Consider the following 15,980-nt stretch of genomic DNA (forward strand, 5'->3'; position numbering starts at 1 on the left):
ACAATCATTGTATAAGAACTTTGCCTTTATGGTTGTTGTTTAAATCCTCAATTTTAGGACGTAAAACACACATAATTACCGTTTTTGTTGAAAAAAACCACGAACAGAAAAAAAATTCAAAAAAACTATTGTCAGCGCCGTAAAACACCCTATAATGCGCCACCACTGACCGACGCTGCGCTGAAACAGGCCGCGAAGGGCAGTGAGAGAAAAGCGAAAATAATCGCTTGACTCCCGAGGCAAAAAGCGTAAGATACGCAGCCTCGCAACCCGGAAGAGGCTTCCGGTTGCCCCCGCTCTTTAACAAATTAATCAGACAATCTGTGTGGGCACTCGCAAGACACTCTCTGACGCCGCAAGGCGAAAAAGATTAAACAGTCTTGAAGAGTGACTGAACAGTTAATTCATTATGAACGAACAGTCAGAATTCTTTGAGCATCAAACACTTTAATTGAAGAGTTTGATCATGGCTCAGATTGAACGCTGGCGGCAGGCCTAACACATGCAAGTCGAGCGGCAGCGGGGGAAAGCGTGCTTTCCTGCCGGCGAGCGGCGGACGGGTGAGTAATGTCTGGGGATCTGCCCGATGGAGGGGGATAACCACTGGAAACGGTGGCTAATACCGCATAACCTCGAACGAGCAAAGTGGGGGACCTTCGGGCCTCACGCCATCGGATGAACCCAGATGGGATTAGCTGGTAGGTGGGGTAATGGCTCACCTAGGCGACGATCCCTAGCTGGTCTGAGAGGATGACCAGCCACACTGGGACTGAGACACGGCCCAGACTCCTACGGGAGGCAGCAGTGGGGAATATTGCACAATGGGCGCAAGCCTGATGCAGCCATGCCGCGTGTATGAAGAAGGCCTTCGGGTTGTAAAGTACTTTCAGCGGGGAGGAAGGCACAGGACTGAATAAGTGCTGTGATTGACGTTACCCGCAGAAGAAGCACCGGCTAACTCCGTGCCAGCAGCCGCGGTAATACGGAGGGTGCAAGCGTTAATCGGAATTACTGGGCGTAAAGCGCACGCAGGCGGTCAATTAAGTTAGATGTGAAATCCCCGGGCTTAACCTGGGAATGGCATCTAAGACTGGTTGACTAGAGTCTCGTAGAGGGGGGTAGAATTCCACGTGTAGCGGTGAAATGCGTAGAGATGTGGAGGAATACCGGTGGCGAAGGCGGCCCCCTGGACGAAGACTGACGCTCAGGTGCGAAAGCGTGGGGAGCAAACAGGATTAGATACCCTGGTAGTCCACGCTGTAAACGATGTCGATTTGGAGGTTGTGGCCTTGAGCTGTGGCTTCCGGAGCTAACGCGTTAAATCGACCGCCTGGGGAGTACGGCCGCAAGGTTAAAACTCAAATGAATTGACGGGGGCCCGCACAAGCGGTGGAGCATGTGGTTTAATTCGATGCAACGCGAAGAACCTTACCTACTCTTGACATCCACGGAATTCTGCAGAGATGCGGAAGTGCCTTCGGGACCCGTGAGACAGGTGCTGCATGGCTGTCGTCAGCTCGTGTTGTGAAATGTTGGGTTAAGTCCCGCAACGAGCGCAACCCTTATCCTTTGTTGCCAGCACGTCATGGTGGGAACTCAAGGGAGACTGCCGGTGATAAACCGGAGGAAGGTGGGGATGACGTCAAGTCATCATGGCCCTTACGAGTAGGGCTACACACGTGCTACAATGGCAGATACAAAGAGAAGCGACCTCGCGAGAGCAAGCGGACCTCATAAAGTCTGTCGTAGTCCGGATTGGAGTCTGCAACTCGACTCCATGAAGTCGGAATCGCTAGTAATCGTAGATCAGCATGCTACGGTGAATACGTTCCCGGGCCTTGTACACACCGCCCGTCACACCATGGGAGTGGGTTGCAAAAGAAGTCGGTAGCTTAACCTTCGGGAGGGCGCTGACCACTTTGTGATTCATGACTGGGGTGAAGTCGTAACAAGGTAACCGTAGGGGAACCTGCGGTTGGATCACCTCCTTACCGAAAAGATAGTGGATTTTGTTGCAGTGCTCACACAGATTGTCTGATGAAATAAAGCAGAGCAAGCGTCTGCGAAGAAGACTTTGAGTCCCCTTCGTCTAGAGGCCTAGGACACCGCCCTTTCACGGCGGTAACAGGGGTTCGAATCCCCTAGGGGACGCCATCTTGCTCAGGTATCGGGTGAAAGACGGTGCCACCGAAATATTGTTAAGCGGACGTGCGCGTCGGTTTAGCAATATTAGCTCTTTAACAATCTGGAACAAGCTGAAAATTTGAAACAGCCCGTGAAATGAACTCATGGCACGGGTGAGTCTCTCAATAACTCCGACTCGAAGACACCTTCGGGTTGTGAGGTTAAGCGACTAAGCGTACACGGTGGATGCCTAGGCAGTCAGAGGCGATGAAGGACGTGCTAATCTGCGAAAAGCGCCGGTGAGCTGATATGAAGCGCTATCAGCCGGCGATGTCCGAATGGGGAAACCCGGTGCAATCCGTTGCACCATCATTAACTGAATCCATAGGTTAATGAGGCGAACCGGGGGAACTGAAACATCTCAGTACCCCGAGGAAAAGAAATCAACCGAGATTCCCCCAGTAGCGGCGAGCGAACGGGGAGGAGCCCAGAGCCATCAGCGATACACACGTCAGGAGAACGGTCTGGAAAGGCCGGCAGTAAAGGGTGACAGCCCCGTATCCGAAGAGGTGTGATATTGTGAGCTCGAAGAGTAGGGCGGGACACGTGGTATCCTGTCTGAACATGGGGGGACCATCCTCCAAGGCTAAATACTCCTGACTGACCGATAGTGAACCAGTACCGTGAGGGAAAGGCGAAAAGAACCCCGGCGAGGGGAGTGAAAGAGAACCTGAAACCGTGTACGTACAAGCAGTGGGAGCCCTGATTTATCAGGGTGACTGCGTACCTTTTGTATAATGGGTCAGCGACTTATATTCTGTAGCAAGGTTAACCGTATAGGGGAGCCGCAGGGAAACCGAGTCTTAACTGGGCGTTAAGTTGCAGGGTATAGACCCGAAACCCGGTGATCTAGCCATGGGCAGGTTGAAGGTTGGGTAACACTAACTGGAGGACCGAACCGACTAATGTTGAAAAATTAGCGGATGACTTGTGGCTGGGGGTGAAAGGCCAATCAAACCGGGAGATAGCTGGTTCTCCCCGAAAGCTATTTAGGTAGCGCCTCGTGAACTCATCTTCGGGGGTAGAGCACTGTTTCGGCTAGGGGGTCATCCCGACTTACCAACCCGATGCAAACTGCGAATACCGAAGAATGTTATCACGGGAGACACACGGCGGGTGCTAACGTCCGTCGTGAAGAGGGAAACAACCCAGACCGCCAGCTAAGGTCCCCAAGTCATGGTTAAGTGGGAAACGAAGTGGGAAGGCTCAGACAGCCAGGATGTTGGCTTAGAAGCAGCCATCATTTAAAGAAAGCGTAATAGCTCACTGGTCGAGTCGGCCTGCGCGGAAGATGTAACGGGGCTAAACCATGCACCGAAGCTGCGGCAGCGACATGAATATGTCGTTGGGTAGGGGAGCGTTCTGTAAGCCGTTGAAGGTGAACTGTGAGGTTTGCTGGAGGTATCAGAAGTGCGAATGCTGACATAAGTAACGATAAAGCGGGTGAAAAACCCGCTCGCCGGAAGACCAAGGGTTCCTGTCCAACGTTAATCGGGGCAGGGTGAGTCGACCCCTAAGGCGAGGCTGAAAAGCGTAGTCGATGGGCAACAGGTTAATATTCCTGTACGGGCCATAATTGCGATGGGGGGACGGAGAAGGCTAGGCAATCCGGGCGACGGTCGTCCCGGTTTAAGTGTGTAGGTGGGATAATCAGGCAAATCCGGTTATCCTTAACACTGAGGCACGATGACGAGGCACTACGGTGCTGAAGTTGCTGATGCCCCGCTTCCAGGAAAAGCCCCTAAGCTTCAGATTATGGTCCATCGTACCCCAAACCGACACAGGTGGTCAGGTAGAGAATACTCAGGCGCTTGAGAGAACTCGGGTGAAGGAACTAGGCAAAATGGTGCCGTAACTTCGGGAGAAGGCACGCTGGCGTTAGGTGAAGGACCAGGCGTCCGGAGCTGAGGCCAGTCGCAGATACCAGCTGGCTGCAACTGTTTAATAAAAACACAGCACTGTGCAAACACGAAAGTGGACGTATACGGTGTGACGCCTGCCCGGTGCTGGAAGGTTAATTGATGGGGTTAGCGGCAACGCGACGCTCTTGATCGAAGCCCCAGTAAACGGCGGCCGTAACTATAACGGTCCTAAGGTAGCGAAATTCCTTGTCGGGTAAGTTCCGACCTGCACGAATGGCGTAATGATGGCCAGGCTGTCTCCACCCGAGACTCAGTGAAATTGAACTCGCTGTGAAGATGCAGTGTACCCGCGGCAAGACGGAAAGACCCCGTGAACCTTTACTATAGCTTGACACTGAACCTTGAGCCTTGATGTGTAGGATAGGTGGGAGGCTGTGAAGTGTGGACGCCAGTCTGCACGGAGCCATCCTTGAAATACCACCCTTGAATGTTTGATGTTCTAACGCGGACCCGTTATCCGGGTTGCGGACAGTGTCTGGTGGGTAGTTTGACTGGGGCGGTCTCCTCCCAAAGCGTAACGGAGGAGCACGAAGGTTGGCTAATCCTGGTCGGACATCAGGAGGTTAGTGCAATGGCATAAGCCAGCTTGACTGCGAGAGTGACAGCTCGAGCAGGTGCGAAAGCAGGTCATAGTGATCCGGTGGTTCTGAATGGAAGGGCCATCGCTCAACGGATAAAAGGTACTCCGGGGATAACAGGCTGATACCGCCCAAGAGTTCATATCGACGGCGGTGTTTGGCACCTCGATGTCGGCTCATCACATCCTGGGGCTGAAGTAGGTCCCAAGGGTATGGCTGTTCGCCATTTAAAGTGGTACGCGAGCTGGGTTTAGAACGTCGTGAGACAGTTCGGTCCCTATCTGCCGTGGGCGTTGGAAGATTGCAAGGGGCTGCTCCTAGTACGAGAGGACCGGAGTGGACGCACCACTGGTGTTCGGGTTGTCATGCCAATGGCATTGCCCGGTAGCTAAGTGCGGAAGAGATAACCGCTGAAAGCATCTAAGCGGGAAACTTGCCTTAAGATGAGTCTTCCCTTACTCCTTTGAGGGTACTGAAGGACCGTCCGAGACGAGGACGTCGATAGGCCGGGTGTGTAAGCGTTGCGAGACGTTGAGCTAACCGGTACTAATGAGCCGTGCGGCTTAACCTGACAACACCGAAGGTGTTTTGGGGATTGAGAGAAGGTTTCAGAGAGCACAGCAGCTTGTTCGGGATTGAATACAGCATTTGTCTGGCGGCAACAGCGCGGTGGTCCCACCTGATCCCATGCCGAACTCAGCAGTGAAACGCCGTAGCGCCGATGGTAGTGTGGGGTCTCCCCATGCGAGAGTAGGACACTGCCAGACATCCATTGAGTCAGAGAAGCCATCCGTCACCGGATGGCTTTTTTGCGTTTAGGAAAAACCAAAATAATTAACCATAAGTTAATGTACTTTTCCTTGTTCCATACCAATACCCGTTTGCGAACGAATAAACTGACTGCGAAACATTTTCCTTTCCTGCATTCCTTGTGCCGAAGTATCGGTAATCGAAGATAACCAAGCTCCGATAAATGCGATAAACATGGAAAACAGAGCTGGATATTCATAAGGATAAATTGGTTTCTCATGACCAAGAATGCTAACCCAGATCGTAGGGCCTAGAATCATTAATACAACTGCTGTCAGTAACCCCAACCATCCGCCAACTAACGCTCCACGTGTAGTCAGCTTGCTCCAGTACATAGACAATAAAATAATAGGGAAATTACAACTTGCGGCGATGGAGAAAGCCAAACCGACCATAAAGGCAATATTTTGTTTTTCGAATAAAATACCCAAGCCAATAGCAACTAATCCCAGAATAACGACGGTAATTTTGGAGACTTTTAGCTCATCTCGCTCATTCGCTTTTCCCCTTTTAATCACATTGGCATAGAGATCATGGGATACTGCGGAAGCGCCTGCTAATGTTAACCCGGCTACTACAGCTAAAATAGTGGCAAAAGCAACAGCGGAGATAAAACCAAGGAAAAAATCACCGCCAACGGCATTTGCCAGATGGACAGCAGCCATATTTGTACCACCAATTAATGTGCCAGTTGTGTCTTTGAAAGAAGGATTGGCGCTGACCAATAGAATTGCACCAAATCCAATAATAAACGTCAGGATATAAAAATAGCCGATAAAGCCCGTTGCATAGAAAACACTTTTACGGGCTTCTTTAGCATCACTGACGGTAAAAAACCGCATGACAATATGGGGCAATCCCGCAGTACCGAACATCAATGCCAATCCTAAAGAGAGTGCAGAGATAGGATCTGATACCAATCCTCCAGGACTCATAATGGCAGGTCCAAGAGAATGTACCGCAATGGCTTCTTTAAACAGGGTATGAAAATTGAAATTAACTACTTTCATGACCATCAAAGCCATGAATGTTGCTCCTGCCAGCAATAGAATTGCTTTAATAATCTGAACCCATGTTGTCGCCAGCATTCCGCCAAATAAGACATAAAGCACCATCAAAATACCGACCAAGACAACAGCGACGTAATAATTTAATCCGAATAGCAACTCGATCAGTTTTCCAGCTCCGACCATCTGAGCTATTAGATATAAGGCAACAACAACTAACGAACCCATTGCGGATAAGGTACGAATGGGGCGTTGCTTCAACCGATAAGAAGCGACATCAGCAAAGGTGTAACGCCCCAAATTTCTTAATCTTTCGGCAATGAGGAATAGAATTATTGGCCAGCCAACGAGAAAGCCAATGGAATAGATCAACCCATCATAGCCAGAGGTATATACTAACGCTGAAATTCCCAGAAACGAGGCGGCTGACATATAGTCACCTGCTATTGCCATACCATTCTGGAAACCAGTAATACGTCCGCCAGCGGTATAGTAATCTGAACGTGAAATAGTCCGCTTTGAAGCCCAGTAAGTAATACCAAGCGTTAACCCGACGAATAACAGGAACATGATAATTGCCTGAATATTCAAAGGTTGTTTTTCTACATTACCTGAAATGTCATCTGCTTGAGCTAGGATAGGGAAGAGGGAAGAAAATAGTAATACGATTTTTTTCATTTTCTCACCTCGTTGAGAATAGTTGATGTCAGACGATCAAATTCACCATTCGCCCTGATTATATAAATTCCGGTCAGTATGAAAGATATGAAAATGATCCCAACTCCTACAGGAATTCCCCGTGTCATACTGGTGTTTTCATGAAGTGGTGTTCCAAGCCATTCAGGAGCAAAAGCAATAAGGAAAATAAAACCAACATAAAGCACTAACATGATGATGGATAACAGCCAGGCAAAACGCCCTCGCTTCTTAACTAACTCCTTAAAGCGGGGATTATTTTCAATCTCTTGATAAATGCCGTCACTCATTGGAGTATCTCCTGTTGATGTTTAAACGTCACACCTTAAGCACACCATATCCGAGGAATTTGCTAAGCCTACGGCTCCGCACTTTTGGTGATACGTTATCAGGCCGCCTTACGGCGGCGCATATGTTTTACGACATATTGATGGATTGCTTTTCTTCCAGCAGTTTTTCAACAACTCCCGGATCGGCCAGCGTGGAGGTATCTCCTAAGTTACTGGTATCACCAGAAGCAATCTTGCGCAAAATACGTCGCATAATTTTCCCGGAACGTGTTTTGGGCAGAGAGTCTGTCCAATGAAGGATATCAGGTGTTGCAATTGGGCCGATTTCTTTACGAACCCAATCTCTGACCTCGGTATACAGTTCAGGGGAAGGCTCTTCACCATGAACTAGCGTGACGTAGGCGTAAATAGCTTGTCCTTTGATATGATGGGGGATACCAACAACGGCAGCTTCAGCGATTTTGGGGTATGCAACTAAGGCTGATTCAATTTCTGCGGTTCCCAAACGATGGCCTGAAATATTCAGAACATCATCAACACGGCCAGTGATCCAGTAATAGCCATCTTCATCACGTCGAGCGCCATCGCCACTGAAATACATTCCCTTGAAAGTGGAAAAATAAGTCTGTTCAAAACGCTCATGATCGCCATACAAAGTTCGTGCCTGTGCTGGCCAGGAATCCGTGATAACCAGGTTGCCTTCACTCACACCCGCTAAAATTTCTCCAGAATTATCAACCAAGGCCGGACTAATACCAAAAAATGGCAGAGTGGCGGAGCCTGCTTTGAGATCGGTAGCGCCTGGTAGCGGTGTGATCATGAATCCACCGGTTTCGGTTTGCCACCATGTATCTACGATAGGACATTTACTGTTGCCTATTTTTTTGTAGTACCATTCCCATGCTTCTGGGTTAATGGGTTCGCCCACAGAACCCATAATGCGCAAGGATGTACGCTTAGTCCCTTCTATGGCTTTATCACCTTCGGCCATCAATGCCCTGATGGCGGTTGGCGCAGTATAAAGAATATTAACTTTATGCTTATCAACCACCTGACAAAGACGGTTAACATCGGGATAGTTGGGGACACCTTCAAACATTAACGTCGTGGCACCACAAGACAAAGGCCCATATAGCAGGTAGCTATGCCCTGTTACCCAGCCTATGTCGGCTGTACACCAGTAAATCTCCCCTGGTCGATAATCAAACGTGTATTTAAACGTTAAAGATGCGTAGACTAAATAACCACCAGTCGTATGCAGGACACCTTTAGGTTTACCTGTAGAGCCTGAAGTATAAAGAATGAATAATGGATCTTCGGCACCTATTTCTTCAGCAGGACACTCAGCACTCACACTCTCGGTCAGTTCATGCCACCATAAATCACGATTGTTATTCCAGTTTTTGGTATTTCCGGTACGTCTGAAAACAACCACATTAGTTACACTAGTAACGTCAGAATGGTTCAGAGCCTCATCGACATTTTTTTTCAACGGGATTGTGCGGCCCGCTCGCAAGCCTTCATCTGCGGTAACCATGAGTTTAGCGTTGGAATCGATAACTCGGCCTGCGATGGCATCAGGAGAGAAACCACCAAAAATTACGGAATGGATCGCTCCGATACGGGCACAGGCCAACATTGCGACGGCGGCTTCTGGCACCATTGGCATATAGATAGCAACAATATCGCCTTTTTTGATCCCCAGTTTTTTCAACACATTAGCAAATTGGCAGACGTCATGATGTAATTCTCGATAGGTAACATGGCGGGATTCTGCGGGATTATCTCCTTCCCATATAATGGCGGTTTGATCACCACGCTCTTGCAAATGGCGATCAAGACAGTTGGCACTTAAGTTCAGGGTGCCATCTTCAAACCAGCGGATGCTGATATGCCCAGGATCGAAAGAGGTATTTTTGACCTTGGTGTAAGGCTTAATCCAGTCAACTACTTTACCTTTTTCACCCCAGAAGCCCTCTGGGTCTTGCAATGACCTTTGATAGTCATGTAGGTACTGTTGCTTGCTTATCAGGGCCGTATCTGCAATATCAGCAGGAATAAGATGCTTGATTATTTGAGTCATATTTTTATCTCCTTGCAATTGTTAATACTATGTCAAAACAAGGTTAACTAAAGTGTAAGAAGAATTTTTGTTTCTTTTTTGCGCGGAAGATCACGCAATAAAGAGAATGAATTTTATGGAATGATCATTTAATGCTGTAGATTTAAGCAATGCTAAGTAATGAGTTTATTATTTTTATTGGATTTATATTCTGTTATTTAAGTTAATTATTGATATTTTTATCTATGAAGAGGCATGAAATGTGAGTGTATAAAGAAAACCATAGCGATATTATGGAATTGATAATCATTTTCATTATTGTTCAATTCACTATAATAATCATGCTGTTCACAAGGTGTGAGCTTTATATATTCTAAATTCTAAACAACTGGAGATATGATATGAGCCATTCATTGCCTTCTCTACCTTACTCCTATGATGCGCTAGAGCCTCATTTCGATAAACAAACGATGGAAATTCACCATACTAAACACCATCAGACATATGTTACTAATACGAATACTGCTCTGGAAACCTTCCCAGAATTAAGCAAACTTGATATTAATGATCTCATTCAGCAGCTTGATAAAATTCCAGCCGATAAACGCACTTTTATTCGCAACAATGCGGGTGGTCACTCAAACCATAGCCTGTTTTGGAAGGGTTTAAAATTAGGCACAGTATTGGATGGTGCCTTGAAAACCGCGATTGAGCGTGATTTTGGCAGTATCGACAGTTTCAAGGAAAAATTTGAACAAGCGGCCGCAACTCGCTTTGGTTCTGGCTGGGCTTGGTTGGTACTGAAAGAAGATGGCAAACTCGCAGTTGTTTCAACAGCCAATCAGGATAGCCCACTAATGGGTGAAGAAATAGCCGGTGCTTCTGGTTACCCGATTGTGGGTCTGGATGTATGGGAACATGCTTATTACCTGAAATATCAGAATCGTCGCCCTGATTACATCAAAGCATTTTGGCATGTAGTAAACTGGGATGAAGCGGCGAAACGTTACGAAGAAAAAACGAAATAATCTTCTAATTAGTTTTTCACAAGAATGCTGGCCATCGCTGTGACCAGCATTTTTATTGCCTGTAATCTTGGCTATTATGCCAGGATAATACGTGTTCATCTTCACCAGCTCATTGAGAGGGAATAAAGAATGTATTATCCACAAATATATAGAGGAAAAATATCATCGTCAGAAACACTGGGTTTCAGTGCGATCAATAAACTGGTGGTGAATGGTCGTCTACAGCTAACCTCTCTTGGGTTAGAAGGCGATGAACAAGCGGAAACTCGTTTTCATGGTGGAGTTGATCGTGCGCTTTGCCATTATCCAAGAGAGCACTACCTATTTTGGAAAAGGCAATTTCCTGAATTGATGGAATTATTTGTCTCTCCCTTGTTTGGTGAGAATATATCCACAGAAGGAATGACAGAAGATAATGTCTATATTGGTGATATTTTCCAATGGGATGAAGCTCTGATTCAAGTAACTCAACCACGCTCTCCTTGTTATAAACTCAATTTTATTACAAACATCAGTGAGTTTGCTGCGATAATGCAAAATAATGGGCGTTGTGGTTGGTTATATCGTGTTATCTCTCCGGGTTTGGTTAATGCTGGTGAACCGATAAAACTGTTAAGCCGTAATAGCGATGTTTCTGTTAAGGAAGCCATTTCCATTGCTTTTCATAATCCATTTGATGAAGAGCTGTTTCGTCGTTTAATGGGGGCTGCTGGGCTGTCTGCCAGTTGGAATCTAACGATGCAAAAGCGCATATTGCATGGAAAAATCGAGAATTTTAATCGTCGTTTATTTGGTCATTAAGGAATCTATATGCCAAAGGGGGAAATGGGATACCCTTTGGCATTCATATAAGGTCGTCTGTTACGGATGAGCTATCAAACCTACCGCTTCATAGACTTTATCCAAGGTTGCCTGGGCACGAGCCTGAGCCTTTGCCGCACCTTCTGCCATGATTTGGTTAAGTAAAGCTTCATCGTTACGGAAATGATGGAAACGTTCCTGTAAGCCTGTCAGCATTTCACTTACAGCCTCTGCGACGGCTCCTTTCAAATGACCGTACATTTTACCTGCAAACTCGGTTTCTAATTCAGGAATAGTTTTACCTGTTACACCCGCGAGGATATCCAGTAAGTTGGAAACGCCGGGTTTGTTTTCCTGATCATAACGTACGCAAGGTGGCTCGTCAGAATCGGTAACCGCACGTTTAATTTTCTTGGCGACAGATTTAGGGTCTTCCAGCAGGGCAATGACGTTATTGCGGTTATCATCCGACTTCGACATTTTCTTGCTCGGATCTTGCAATGACATTACGCGGGCGCCACCTGTTGGAATGAATGGCTCTGGAACAGTGAAAATATCGCCGTATAAAGCGTTAAACCGCAGCGCCAAATCACGGGTTAATTCAAGGTGTTGCTTCTGGTCAATACCCACAGGGATCTGATTAGCCTGATAAAGCAAAATATCAGCAGCCATTAGAACCGGATAATCAAACAGGCCCGCATTGATATTTTCTGCATGACGGGCTGATTTATCCTTGAACTGAGTCATGCGGCTAAGTTCACCGAAATAAGTGTAGCAATTCAGCACCCAGCTTAACTGAGAATGTTGTGGAACATGTGACTGAACGAAGATGGTGCTTTTCTTTGGATCAATACCACAGGCAAGGTAAAGTGCCAGCGTATCCAGCGTGCGTTTTTTCAGTTCATTGGGATCTTGACGCACAGTAATGGCATGCTGGTTAACGATGCAATAGATGCAATCGTATTCATCTTGCATTTTAACCCACTGACGTAACGCCCCCATATAGTTACCGATGGTCAATTCACCGGAGGGTTGTGCGCCGCTGAATACAATAGGTTTTTGGGAGTTTGGTTTCATTGCAGTGGGTTCATTCATTTTATTAAGCTTCCTGTATTTTCAGACTGGATAATGGGTTCAAAGTGGATAGTCCAATAATTGGGAGTAAATCCGAAAAATGGTCCAATACATAATTTGGGTGGCTTGATGCTATCGACTCTCCATAGTTATATCCATAGGTTAAGCCAATACACGGGCAACCAGCGGCTTGTGCCGCCAAAATATCATTACGGGAATCGCCAACAAAAAGCAATTCTTCTTTATGCAAACCAAACATACCCATTGTTAGATAGAGTGGTGCGGGATGAGGCTTTTTCTCTTTAACATCGTCACCGCCCAGTATTAATGAAAAGTATTCACTGATACCTAATGATTCCAGTAATGGAGCAATAAAAGGGGTTGGTTTGTTCGTAACAATCGCCATCGGCAAATGGTATTTTGCCAGTTCTGCCAACGTCTCTTTTACCTGGGGAAACAGTTGGCTGCCTGTGGTTACACTGGTTTCATAAAATTTATCAAACAGCTTGCGTGTTTCGCTATGCAATTCGGCAGACAGTTCTGCTCCAGCCCACTTTAATGCGCGTTCAACCATGACATCAGCACCATTGCCTATCCAGACGGTGACGTGTTCTTTGCCCGCAGCGGGTAAGCCTTTGGCCATCAAAGCCTGATCCAAAGCATCTGCCAGACCACCGGCACTGTCCACCAGTGTGCCATCCAAATCAAATGCAATGGCACGAATTCCTTTTACGACGTCATTTTTCATTATGCTACCTTCGATAATTCGCGGCGCATCTCATCAATAACTGCTTTATAATCTGGCTGACTGAAAATAGCAGAACCGGCAACGAACATATCTGCGCCAGCTTGAGCCGCCTCAGCAATATTATTGGGTTTGATACCACCATCAACTTCAAGATGGATATCGTATCCGCTGTCATCAATGATTTTGCGTACCTGATGCAATTTTTTCAGTGTTTCTGGAATGAAAGACTGACCACCGAAACCTGGGTTAACAGACATCAGCAGGATTACATCCAATTTATCCAATACATAATCAAGATAGCTAAGCGGGGTTGCTGGGTTGAAGACCAAACCCGCTTTGCAGCCATGTTCCTTGATAAGTTGCAGTGTGCGATCGACATGCTCACTCGCTTCAGGATGGAAAGTAATATAGGTTGCACCAGCCTTGGCAAAATCAGGAATAATGCGATCAACCGGTTTTACCATTAAGTGAACATCAATTGGCGCAGTAATGCCATAGTCGCGCAGTGCCTGGCAGACCATTGGACCAATCGTCAAATTTGGCACGTAATGGTTATCCATGACATCAAAGTGCACAACATCAGCGCCTGCTGCCAGAACCTTAGCGGTATCTTCACCTAATCGGGCAAAATCTGCGGATAGAATGGATGGGGCAATCAGAAAGTCTTTCTTCATTGTTATCTTCTCCAATTCATTGTTTTATCCCTGTTATTTCAGGGACTGGAAACCTCAATCACTTCTGGCAGTATAACGCCAAAAGTTCATCAACTTTACTGCGGGCAAGAATATTTCTGCTGATTGTCCGGCGGGCTTTAACAATGTAAAGGGAAGCCTGATGATACCATTCTCGTGTCATCGGTGTGTCATGGTTAGATATGAGTACCGGAATGCCTTTTTGAGACGAGATATAATAGGCGATATTTGCTAGCTTTTCCTGATCGAGAAGGTTAAAGCTATTTGTATGGTAAGCGGTAAAATTGGCCGTAGCCGAAAGTGGGGCATACGGAGGATCACAATAAACCACTGAACCCGTTGAAGCATTATTCAATGCTATTTCGTAATGTTGGCAGATGAAAGTTGCCTTTTGGGACTTTTCAGCAAACCAGTAAAGCTCATCTTCAGGAAAATAAGGCTTTTTATAGCGCCCAAAAGGAACGTTAAATTCACCTCGTGAATTATAGCGACAAAGGCCGTTATAGCAGTGGCGATTCAGGTAAAGAAACAGCATACTGCGGCGAAAGGGATCTTTGCTTTTGTTAAACTCTTCTCGCAGGCGATAAAAGTTTTCGGCAGTGTTGAACTCCGATGAAAATAATGGACGGACATGACTAATAAATTCATCCGCACGAGATTTTACGGCATTGTACAGATTGATCAGATCGTTATTGATATCTGACAAAATGTAAAAATCATAATCGGTATTGAGAAATACCGAGCCTGCGCCAACAAATGGCTCAATCAAGCAATCGCCCTCTGGCAGATGATGTTTAATATCACCTACTAAGGGGTATTTTCCACCGGCCCATTTTAAGAAAGCGCGTTTTTTTTTCATGCCGTCAAATTAGTTATTCAATAATTTCAGAGCCGCAGATTGTACTCTGTTTAGGACAGCATATCAGCGCCTAATCAAAATAGTTTTATTTTTTCAGATCTTGCTGAACTTGTTGTAGTTTTCTGACCCAAGGCTTTTTAGCCTGAACTTCAGCAGGCAGTGAGGAAATGGCCCTTTTAGCGTCAGAAACAGAACTATAATTACCGTGGATCAAGATAAACCATGTTTTGCCATCGCGTTTAGTTTCATAAACCTTGTAATTAATAAGGTTATTTTTTTTCGCGAAGGCGCTTAAGGTATCAGAACGGCTGGCACTACTCAATTGTAGTGTGAATCGATTTGCTGGTGCTTTCAGCAGATCACCCCCAGCATCGGCGATGCTCTTTTTATTGGCCTGATATTGACCAGCTGCTTTGGCGTGATTGTCTTCTCTGACCTTATTCTCTATTTTGGGGGGCGTAACCTTCTCTGGTTTGCTTGGTTCAACAGGTGATGTAGTGGGTTTAGCCTGCGGTTGTGTCAGATTGTTTTGCACAGAATGATTAATGGTGCTTTGTTGTTGATTTAAAGCATCAGAAATATCACCAGGTAACTCTATGCGCTGGTTGTAGCCATCCGTTCCAATTTCGGCAGGAAGATCTTTACTTGGCGTACTACTAATTGGTGGCGGACTGATTTCATGTGCGCCATGAGTTGCTGGTTCTGACAGGTTTTCTTGCTCGTTGCCTGGGGAATTGGTAGAAAGTGAAGAAGAACCAGAAAGGTTAATACTCTTTTCCGCGGCATTTTGCTGTGATTGCTGTTTTTCATGCTCAGTGGGTGATTTCAATGCAGAGCTGATAGCAATAATCAGAAGTAAAAGTACCAGAATGCCAACACCGATCATTATTTGTTGGCGGGATATTGCGAGCTTAGGTTGATTGAATTGGCTTCTGGAGCGCTGAGGATTGCGATCAGAAGTATCAGGCTTTAATTCACTTTCTGTTTTTTGTTTGTTTTCTGATTTTAATTCGTCCACATGCCCTCCTAACAGAGATAGTTCTGCCAATTGTTATTGAAGAGGTTTGGCAGTCTGACCTAACTAAAACCGATGATGCTTTATTTGATAATCTAGCTATTGTATAGCATAACAGCTAGAGGATAATTCATCATTCAGCTTTTATTATCAGCGCAAATTTTGCCATATCCAGAAATTCCCTTCATCTTCCAAATCTTAGCCTGGCAGTAAA

10 protein-coding genes, 1 tRNA gene and 3 rRNA genes are annotated in these 15,980 nt (G+C 46.2%); 6 read left to right on the forward strand and 8 right to left on the reverse strand.

Features of this window, described 5'->3' with window-relative positions:
• Positions 1-448: 448 nt before the first annotated feature.
• The 4 genes from ACSJJG_RS00170 to rrf all read left to right on the forward strand — a co-directional run bounded on the left by ACSJJG_RS00170 (position 449) and on the right by rrf (position 5,451).
• Positions 449-1,991, forward strand: a 16S ribosomal RNA gene (locus ACSJJG_RS00170).
• A gap of 87 nt (positions 1,992-2,078) precedes the next feature.
• Positions 2,079-2,154, forward strand: a tRNA-Glu gene (locus ACSJJG_RS00175).
• A gap of 189 nt (positions 2,155-2,343) precedes the next feature.
• Positions 2,344-5,255 (forward strand): 23S ribosomal RNA (locus tag ACSJJG_RS00180).
• An 80-nt stretch (positions 5,256-5,335) separates the two neighbouring features.
• Positions 5,336-5,451, forward strand: a 5S ribosomal RNA gene (gene rrf / locus ACSJJG_RS00185).
• The 16S, 23S and 5S rRNA genes sit together here with 1 tRNA gene alongside, the layout of an rRNA operon.
• 78 nt (positions 5,452-5,529) lie before the next feature.
• Here the strand turns inward: rrf and actP are convergent.
• From actP to acs, 3 genes are all read right to left on the reverse strand, one after another.
• A complete protein-coding gene (gene actP / locus ACSJJG_RS00190) occupies positions 5,530-7,179 on the reverse strand; it encodes a cation/acetate symporter ActP (RefSeq protein ID WP_481088021.1) in 1,650 nt (549 codons plus the stop codon).
• Positions 7,176-7,487: a DUF485 domain-containing protein gene (locus ACSJJG_RS00195; protein ID WP_481088022.1), complete on the reverse strand. Its 312-nt coding sequence runs from the start codon at positions 7,485-7,487 to the stop codon at positions 7,176-7,178. The genes actP and ACSJJG_RS00195 overlap by 4 nt, the downstream gene beginning before the upstream one ends.
• A 127-nt stretch (positions 7,488-7,614) precedes the next feature.
• Positions 7,615-9,570: an acetate--CoA ligase gene (acs, locus tag ACSJJG_RS00200; protein WP_481088023.1), complete on the reverse strand. Its 1,956-nt coding sequence runs from the start codon at positions 9,568-9,570 to the stop codon at positions 7,615-7,617.
• A gap of 380 nt (positions 9,571-9,950) precedes the next feature.
• Between acs and sodA the strand changes: the two genes are divergently transcribed.
• Positions 9,951-10,577, forward strand: coding sequence for a superoxide dismutase [Mn] (sodA, locus tag ACSJJG_RS00205; protein WP_481088024.1), 627 nt, complete (start codon positions 9,951-9,953; stop codon positions 10,575-10,577).
• Between the two features lie 129 nt (positions 10,578-10,706).
• Entirely contained in the window at positions 10,707-11,378 is a 672-nt protein-coding gene (gene yiiM, locus ACSJJG_RS00210; RefSeq protein ID WP_481088025.1) for a 6-hydroxyaminopurine reductase, read from the forward strand.
• Between the two features lie 60 nt (positions 11,379-11,438).
• Here the strand turns inward: yiiM and trpS are convergent, their stop codons facing one another.
• The 5 genes from trpS to ACSJJG_RS00235 all read right to left on the reverse strand — a co-directional run bounded on the left by trpS (position 11,439) and on the right by ACSJJG_RS00235 (position 15,769).
• Complete coding sequence (gene trpS, locus ACSJJG_RS00215; protein WP_481088026.1) at positions 11,439-12,473, reverse strand: tryptophan--tRNA ligase; 1,035 nt, start codon at positions 12,471-12,473, stop codon at positions 11,439-11,441.
• A 4-nt stretch (positions 12,474-12,477) separates the two neighbouring features.
• Positions 12,478-13,200, reverse strand: coding sequence for a phosphoglycolate phosphatase (locus ACSJJG_RS00220; RefSeq protein WP_481088027.1), 723 nt, complete (start codon positions 13,198-13,200; stop codon positions 12,478-12,480).
• Positions 13,200-13,874 carry a ribulose-phosphate 3-epimerase gene (gene rpe, locus ACSJJG_RS00225; protein WP_481088028.1) on the reverse strand — a complete coding sequence of 225 codons (675 nt, stop codon included), beginning with the start codon at positions 13,872-13,874 and terminating at the stop codon, positions 13,200-13,202. The genes ACSJJG_RS00220 and rpe overlap by 1 nt, the downstream gene beginning before the upstream one ends.
• Positions 13,875-13,932: 58 nt before the next feature.
• Positions 13,933-14,751, reverse strand: a complete 819-nt coding sequence (gene dam, locus ACSJJG_RS00230; protein WP_481088029.1) for an adenine-specific DNA-methyltransferase — start codon at positions 14,749-14,751, stop codon at positions 13,933-13,935.
• An 85-nt stretch (positions 14,752-14,836) separates the two neighbouring features.
• Positions 14,837-15,769, reverse strand: coding sequence for an SPOR domain-containing protein (locus ACSJJG_RS00235; RefSeq protein ID WP_481088030.1), 933 nt, complete (start codon positions 15,767-15,769; stop codon positions 14,837-14,839).
• Between the last annotated feature and the right edge of the window lie 211 nt (positions 15,770-15,980).

Source organism: Xenorhabdus sp. SGI 60, assembly GCF_056632175.1.

Bases quoted from the DNA above. Each gene is read 5' to 3' on its own strand.
- actP (WP_481088021.1), bottom strand. From the start codon at position 7,179: ATGAAAAAAATCGTATTACTATTTTCTTCCCTCTTCCCTATCCTAGCT.
- ACSJJG_RS00195 (WP_481088022.1), bottom strand. From the start codon at position 7,487: ATGAGTGACGGCATTTATCAAGAGATTGAAAATAATCCCCGCTTTAAG.
- acs (WP_481088023.1), bottom strand. From the start codon at position 9,570: ATGACTCAAATAATCAAGCATCTTATTCCTGCTGATATTGCAGATACG.
- sodA (WP_481088024.1), top strand. From the start codon at position 9,951: ATGAGCCATTCATTGCCTTCTCTACCTTACTCCTATGATGCGCTAGAG.
- yiiM (WP_481088025.1), top strand. From the start codon at position 10,707: ATGTATTATCCACAAATATATAGAGGAAAAATATCATCGTCAGAAACA.
- trpS (WP_481088026.1), bottom strand. From the start codon at position 12,473: ATGAATGAACCCACTGCAATGAAACCAAACTCCCAAAAACCTATTGTA.
- ACSJJG_RS00220 (WP_481088027.1), bottom strand. From the start codon at position 13,200: ATGAAAAATGACGTCGTAAAAGGAATTCGTGCCATTGCATTTGATTTG.
- rpe (WP_481088028.1), bottom strand. From the start codon at position 13,874: ATGAAGAAAGACTTTCTGATTGCCCCATCCATTCTATCCGCAGATTTT.
- dam (WP_481088029.1), bottom strand. From the start codon at position 14,751: ATGAAAAAAAAACGCGCTTTCTTAAAATGGGCCGGTGGAAAATACCCC.